The following is a 6,910-nucleotide window of genomic DNA, read 5'->3' as shown; positions in this document are numbered from 1 at the left end:
GGCCCCGCCGCTGCAGTTTGCGGGGACATTTCGGGGTATGGGCGCGCTCCCGCGGTGGCCGAAAGTAGTCGGCCGTCTCAGCCATGTCCCAGGGCCCGCTCGACCTCGATCTCGATCACCACGCGGGCCGGATTCGGCCCCGGTGTCCGCTCGTAGCGCTCGGCGTAGCGCCGGACCGCCTCCGCGACCCGTTCCGGTTCCGTCCGTATCCGCGCCCGGCCCTCCAGCGTGGCCCAGCGCCGGCCGTCCACCTGGCACACCGCCACCCGGGCGCCCTCACTTCCGGCCGCGCGCACGTGCCGCACCTTCGTGCTGGTCCCGTTGGTGATCACCCGGGCCAGCCCGGCCTCCGCGTCGTATGTCACCCCGACCGGCACCACGTGCGGGCTGCCGTCGGGCCGGAGCGTGGTCAGCGTGCACAGGTGCCGTTCCCGCCAGAAGATCAGGTATTCGTCGGAGTGCTTCAGCATGCCCGCAACCTAGTGCCCCCACGTTCTCCCGCCCACCTTGAGCGGAATAGACTCAACTTTGTGTACGCTGCTTAAGTCAGCAGTGGAAGAGAGTCGCGCAGGAGGAGAACGGACACGTGGACGCCGAGCTGACCAACAGGAGCCGGGACGCGATCAACGCGGCGAGCAACCGCGCCGTGACCGAGGGACACCCGGACCTCACCCCCGCTCATCTGCTGCTGGCTCTGCTCCAGGGCCAGGACAACGCGAACATCATCGACCTGCTCGCGGCCGTCGACGCCGATCAGGCCGCCGTACGCTCCGGTACGGAGAAGATCCTGGCCACGCTGCCCAGCGTGACCGGGTCCACCGTCGCGCCGCCGCAGCCCAACCGCGAGCTGCTGGCCGTGCTCGCCGACGCCGGTGAGCGCGCGAAGGACCTCGGCGACGAGTACCTGTCCACCGAGCACCTGCTCATCGGCATCGCCGCGAAGGGCGGCCGGGTCGCCGAGGTGCTCCAGGCGCAGGGCGCCGATGCGAAGAAGCTGCTGGAGGCCTTCAAGAAGGCCAGGGGAGGACGCCGCGTGACCACCGCCGACCCCGAGGGTCAGTACAAGGCCCTGGAGAAGTTCGGCACCGACTTCACCGCCGCCGCCCGCGAGGGCCGGCTGGATCCGGTCATCGGGCGGGACCAGGAGATCCGGCGGGTCGTGCAGGTGCTGAGCCGTCGTACGAAGAACAACCCCGTCCTCATCGGCGAGCCCGGTGTCGGCAAGACGGCCGTCGTGGAGGGGCTCGCGCAGCGGATCGTCAAGGGGGACGTCCCCGAGTCCCTCAAGGACAAGCGGCTCGTCTCCCTCGACCTCGGCGCGATGGTCGCCGGGGCCAAGTACCGGGGCGAGTTCGAGGAGCGGCTGAAGGCCGTGCTCGGCGAGATCAAGGACTCCGACGGGCAGATCATCACCTTCATCGACGAGCTGCACACCGTGGTCGGGGCGGGGGCGGGCGGCGACTCCGCCATGGACGCGGGCAACATGCTCAAGCCCATGCTCGCCCGTGGTGAGCTGCGGATGGTCGGGGCGACGACGCTCGACGAGTACCGCGAGCGGATCGAGAAGGACCCGGCGCTGGAGCGGCGCTTCCAGCAGGTGCTGGTCGCCGAGCCGACGGTGGAGGACACGATCGCGATCCTCCGCGGCCTGAAGGGCCGGTACGAGGCCCACCACAAGGTGCAGATCGCCGACAGCGCGCTGGTGGCGGCGGCCACCCTCTCCGACCGCTACATCACCTCCCGTTTCCTTCCCGACAAGGCCATCGACCTGGTCGACGAGGCGGCCTCCCGGCTCCGTATGGAGATCGACTCGTCCCCCGTCGAGATCGATGAACTCCAGCGCGCCGTCGACCGGTTGAAGATGGAGGAGCTGGCGATCGCCAAGGAGACCGACCCGGCCTCCGTCACCCGCCTGGAGAAGCTGCGCCGCGACCTCGCCGACAAGGAGGAGGAACTGCGCGGCCTGACCGCCCGCTGGGAGAAGGAGAAGCAGTCCCTCAACCGGGTCGGCGAGCTCAAGGAACGCCTGGACGACCTGCGTGGCCAGGCCGAACGCGCCCAGCGCGACGGCGACTTCGACCGCGCGGCCAAGCTGCTGTACGGCGAGATCCCCACGCTGGAGAAGGAGCTGGAGGCCGCCTCCGAGGCCGAGGAGGAGGCCGCCCAGGACACGATGGTCAAGGAGGAGGTCGGCTCCGACGACATCGCCGACGTCGTCGCCGCCTGGACCGGCATCCCCGCCGGGCGCCTGCTGGAGGGCGAGACGCAGAAGCTGCTGCGCATGGAGGAGGAGCTGGGCAAGCGGCTCATCGGCCAGACCGAGGCCGTACGGGCCGTGTCGGACGCCGTACGACGCGCACGCGCCGGGATCGCCGACCCCGACCGCCCCACCGGATCGTTCCTCTTCCTCGGCCCGACGGGCGTCGGCAAGACCGAACTCGCCAAGGCCCTCGCCGACTTCCTCTTCGACGACGAGCGGGCCATGGTCCGCATCGACATGTCGGAGTACGGCGAGAAGCACAGCGTGGCCCGCCTGGTCGGCGCGCCTCCCGGCTACGTCGGCTACGAGGAGGGCGGCCAGCTGACGGAGGCCGTGCGCAGGCGGCCGTACACCGTCGTGCTGCTGGACGAGGTGGAGAAGGCCCACCCCGAGGTCTTCGACATCCTGCTCCAGGTCCTGGACGACGGACGCCTGACGGACGGACAGGGCCGTACGGTCGACTTCCGCAACACCATCCTGGTGCTCACCTCCAACCTGGGCAGCCAGTACCTGATCGACCCGATCACCGGTGAGGAGGAGAAGAAGCAGCAGGTCCTGGAGGTCGTCCGGGCCTCCTTCAAGCCGGAGTTCCTCAACCGGCTGGACGACCTGGTGGTCTTCTCGGCCCTCGACAAGGCCGAGCTGGAGCGGATCGCGCAGCTCCAGATCGACCGGCTGGGCAGGCGGCTGGCCGAGCGCCGGCTCACCCTGGAGGTCACGCCCGAGGCGCTGGCCTGGCTCGCCGAGGAGGGCAACGACCCGGCCTACGGCGCCCGGCCGCTGCGCCGCCTGGTGCAGACCACCATCGGCGACCGGCTCGCCCGGGAGATCCTCTCCGGCGAGATCAAGGACGGCGACACGGTCCGCGTGGACCGCTTCGGCGAGGGGCTGCTGGTGGGGCCGGCGACCGGGAAGACGCTGTGACTTCGGACGGCTCGCTGCTTCGCGGTGAGTATCGAGTCGATAGATGATGTTTGACGTAACCTCCCGGCAGGTCGGCTCGTTCCTCCAGCCGGGAGGGATGTCATATGAAGCGAGTACTGGCGGTTCAGCGCATCAGCCGTGACACGGAGGCTTCGTCGGCGCTCACGCGGCAGGACGAGGCGCTCACGATCGCGCTGCGACGGCGTGGTTACACCGAGGTGGGGCGCGTCGTCGACGCCACTGTGTCCGGCGCTGTGCACCTCGACCACCGCCCCAGCCTGAGGAAGTGGCTCAACGAGCCTCTTGTGCACGAGTGGGATGTCCTCATGGTCACCGAGCAAGACCGCATCACTCGCGATGACATGCACTGGTGGCACTTCGTCGACTGGATCCTCAAGAACGGGAAGGACATCGAAGTCCTCGACGATCCGACGTTCGACATCCACTCCGAGGAGGGCCGGATGCTGGCGGGGATCAAGGCGGCCCAGGCTGCCAAGTACCGCAAGTCAGTCCAGGCCAAGCAGCTCGACCGCACGCAGTTCTTCCGCGACAACAGGCTGTGGAACGGCGGAATCTGGCCGTTCGGCTACTGTGCCGAGGTGTTCACCCATCTGGGTGAGTCCCGCAAACGCCTGGCTGTCGACCCCCACACCTCACGGCTCGTGCGTGAGGCGTACGAGCGCATCGTCCATGGTGGCGACACGGTCTACGCCGTGGCGCAGGACTGGAATGCGCGGGGTGTACCCAGCGCCCGGGACCACCAGCGCAGGGAACAGAACAAGGGCCTTCCGGAACATGAGCGCAGGCCTGAGAAGGGGACGCTCTGGTCGGTGACCCCTCTGCGCAACATGCTGAGGTCGCCCGCTCTGATCGGCGTGATGATGCATCGCTCCGAACCTGTCCTGGACGAGGACGGAGAGCCGGTGGTCTGGGCGGATCCCATCCTCACCCCTCAGGAGTTCGCGGCCCTCCAGGACGCGATCACCACCGAGAGGAACACGGGAGAGCCCAGGTCGGCAAAGGGCTGGCGCACTCCTCTCCTCGGCGTGCTCTTCTGCATCTGCGGCAGGCCCATGTACGTGCGGCACCAGAAGAACCGCCTGGCCGACGGTACGGTGCGTGTGCTCACCTACTACCAGTGCCGTTCCGTCTCCGAGATGAACCGCTGTGAGGCTCCCGCGACCTGGCGCGCCGAGAGTCTCCACGAGACCGTTGAGCGGCGCTTCCTGGATGCGGCCGGCGATCTGACAGAGACGAAACGCACTTACGTGCCGGGACGGGACCACGCGGCGGCGATCGCCGAGTTGCGGGCGGCCCTCGTCAACCTCACCGCCGCCGTCGGACAGGCGGCCAGCGCCCTGGCCGTCGAGGCCTTGGCCCGGCAGATGGACGAGCACGCCAGGACCATCGAGCGGCTGGAGGCCGATCCAGCGGTCCCCGCCCGGTGGATCGAGGAGCCGACCGGTGCGGTTTACCGCGAACAGTGGTCCGCGAGAGCGGACTGGGACGCCAGGGCGTCCCTCCTCCGTAAAGCTGGTGTTCGCTGTTTCTGTGAGGGTACTCACAGATCGGGCACCGTACACATGTATGTCCCTGCGGCCGTGCCACGGCAGGACGCAGATCGAATCGACTGCCGTGAGGAGAGAGCCCGCCGTTACTTCGTGGAGCTTCGACAGAGCAAGGGAATGAGGTCGGGATTCTGGTACTCACCTCGCTGATCTGCCACGCGGAGGCGGCTCGCTGCCGGGCAGGTTGCCGGTCGCGGTCCAATAGCGAGAGGGTGGACAGTACGTCTGGTCCCAGCGATGGCCGGACGCGCCAGACGACCGCAGGAGTGTTCAAGTATGTCCATCGACCCGTCCTCGATTCCGAACTTCGGGGGCCAGCCCGAACCGCAGCCCCAGGGACCGGCGGGCCCCGTCCTTCCGGATCAGGACCTCGTGAAGCAGCTCCTCGACCAGATGGAGCTGAAGTACGTCGTCGACGAGGAGGGTGACCTCGCGGCTCCGTGGGAGCAGTTCCGCACGTACTTCATGTTCCGCGGGGAGGCCGACCAGGCGGTCTTCTCGGTGCGGACCTTCTACGACCGCCCCCACAAGATCGACGAGAAGGCGCAGCTGCTGGAGGCCGTCGACGACTGGAACCGCCGTACCCTGTGGCCCAAGGTCTACACCCACACCCACGAGGACGGCACCGTCCGCCTCATCGGCGAGGCCCAGATGCTGATCGGCACGGGCGTCGACATCAACCACTTCGTCTCCTCGACGGTCAGCTGGGTGCGGGCCGCGATCGAGTTCGACAAGTGGCTGCTGGAGCAGCTCGGCCTGGAGCAGGAGCTCGACCAGGCGGCCCAGGGCGACGAGGGGGACACCCCCGAGAGCGACGAGCAGTAGTCCCTACAGGGGAGTGTGCGCGTAGACGACCAGGTACGCGCCGTAGAGATAGCTGAACCCGGCCAGGGTCGCGACCAGCACGGTCGTGTGCCAGGGCCGGGTTCGTGCCAGGCGGACCAGCAGCCGCGCGAGCGGCAGCAGCAGCGGGAACGCCGGCAGCAGGAACCGCGGCTTGGACTCGAAGAAGCCCGACCCGCCGAGCGCGATCAGCAGCAGCACCCCGCTGTGCACGAGCAGCGGCACCGGGGCACGGTCCAGCGCCAGCAGCACGAACAGCACCGTCCCGGCCGTCACGATCAGCAGCGTCACCGGGAACACGAACGGGCTGCCGTGCGCCACCATCAGATGCACGAAGTGCAGCGAGCCCCGCCCGAAGTCGAACCTCGACCCCCACTGCCGCTGCACCTCGAAATAGCCGCCCAGCGGATCACCCTCGTGCAGGCCGACCCGCAGCACGTACCCCGCCCAGCCCAGCGGGGCGAGCGCCGCGCCCGTCCACAGCCTGTGGGAAACCTTTCCGCGCCGCCGCCACACCGCACATGCGGCCGTGGCCAGTACGGCGGCGGCGACCGCGAACCCGTTCGGCCGGGACAGCCCCGCGAGCGCCGCCAGCGCGCCCGCCCACAGCCAGTTGCCGGCCAGCAGCGCGTACAGCGACCAGGCCGCCAGCGCGGTCAGCAGCGGCTCGGTGTACGCCATCGACAGCACCACCGAGTGCGGCAGCAGCCCCCACAGCAGCACCAGCGCGATCCCGGTGGACCGCCCGTGCAGCAGGTCGCCGACCGCGTAGATCCCGGCGGCGGCCACCGCGGCCGCGGCCCACGAGATCAGCAGCCCGGCCGCGCCCCCGGTGACCGGCAGCACCGCCGTCACGGCCCGCACCAGTGCCGGGTACAGCGGGAAGAAGGCCAGGTCGCTGTGGACGCCCGGGGCGTGGGAGGGCAGGTCGTGGCCATAGCCGTGCACGGCGATGCCCAGGTACCAGACCGAGTCCCAGGACCGGCCGAGCAGCGTGAGCGGGCGCTGGTCGGCGAGCGTGGCGACGAGCGTGAGCACGGCCGCGCCGGCGAGCCGGGCGCCGAGGAAGAGGCCTACGGCGACGAGGTGCGGCGCCGGCTTCGGCGTGATGATGGGGCGGGCGCTGAGAGCGGTGCGGAGGGGGCTGGCGTGGGTCACATCTGAGCACCTTGCGTGACGCTCGTTTCGGCCGTGCGGTGACGCGCCGTCAGGTTGCGTCTCGTCGCCCGTCTGCGGGTGCGTTGTGGATCGACTGGGTGGCGGCCAGGTCCCGGTACAGCGTGCTGCGCCACGACCTGCCGGGGAACGTGAATCC

General features: G+C 69.5%; 5 protein-coding genes. 3 read left to right on the top strand and 2 right to left on the bottom strand.

Going from position 1 to position 6,910, the window contains the following annotated elements:
- Window positions 1–77: 77 nt before the first annotated feature.
- Window positions 78–470, bottom strand: coding sequence for a pyridoxamine 5'-phosphate oxidase family protein (locus LE548_RS15445; protein ID WP_225097400.1), 393 nt, complete (start codon window positions 468–470; stop codon window positions 78–80).
- 116 nt (window positions 471–586) lie between these two features.
- Between LE548_RS15445 and clpB the strand changes: the two genes are divergently transcribed.
- The 3 genes from clpB (at window position 587) to LE548_RS15430 (ending at window position 5,577) form a co-directional block, all read left to right on the top strand.
- Complete coding sequence (clpB, locus tag LE548_RS15440) at window positions 587–3,184, top strand: ATP-dependent chaperone ClpB (RefSeq protein WP_225097399.1); 2,598 nt, start codon at window positions 587–589, stop codon at window positions 3,182–3,184.
- A gap of 104 nt (window positions 3,185–3,288) precedes the next feature.
- Window positions 3,289–4,902, top strand: coding sequence for a recombinase family protein (locus tag LE548_RS15435; protein ID WP_225097398.1), 1,614 nt, complete (start codon window positions 3,289–3,291; stop codon window positions 4,900–4,902).
- 126 nt (window positions 4,903–5,028) lie between these two features.
- Entirely contained in the window at window positions 5,029–5,577 is a 549-nt protein-coding gene (locus tag LE548_RS15430; protein ID WP_225097397.1) for a YbjN domain-containing protein, read from the top strand.
- Between the two features lie 3 nt (window positions 5,578–5,580).
- Here LE548_RS15430 and LE548_RS15425 read toward each other — a convergent pair whose 3' ends face one another.
- Entirely contained in the window at window positions 5,581–6,753 is a 1,173-nt protein-coding gene (locus LE548_RS15425; RefSeq protein ID WP_374116101.1) for a hypothetical protein, read from the bottom strand.
- Window positions 6,754–6,910 lie beyond the last annotated feature (157 nt).

It is taken from the genome of Streptomyces sp. CoH27, assembly GCF_020181035.1.
Taxonomy (GTDB): Bacteria; Actinomycetota; Actinomycetes; order Streptomycetales; family Streptomycetaceae; genus Streptomyces; species Streptomyces camelliae.
This window is presented reverse-complemented; position numbering and strand designations above follow the sequence as displayed.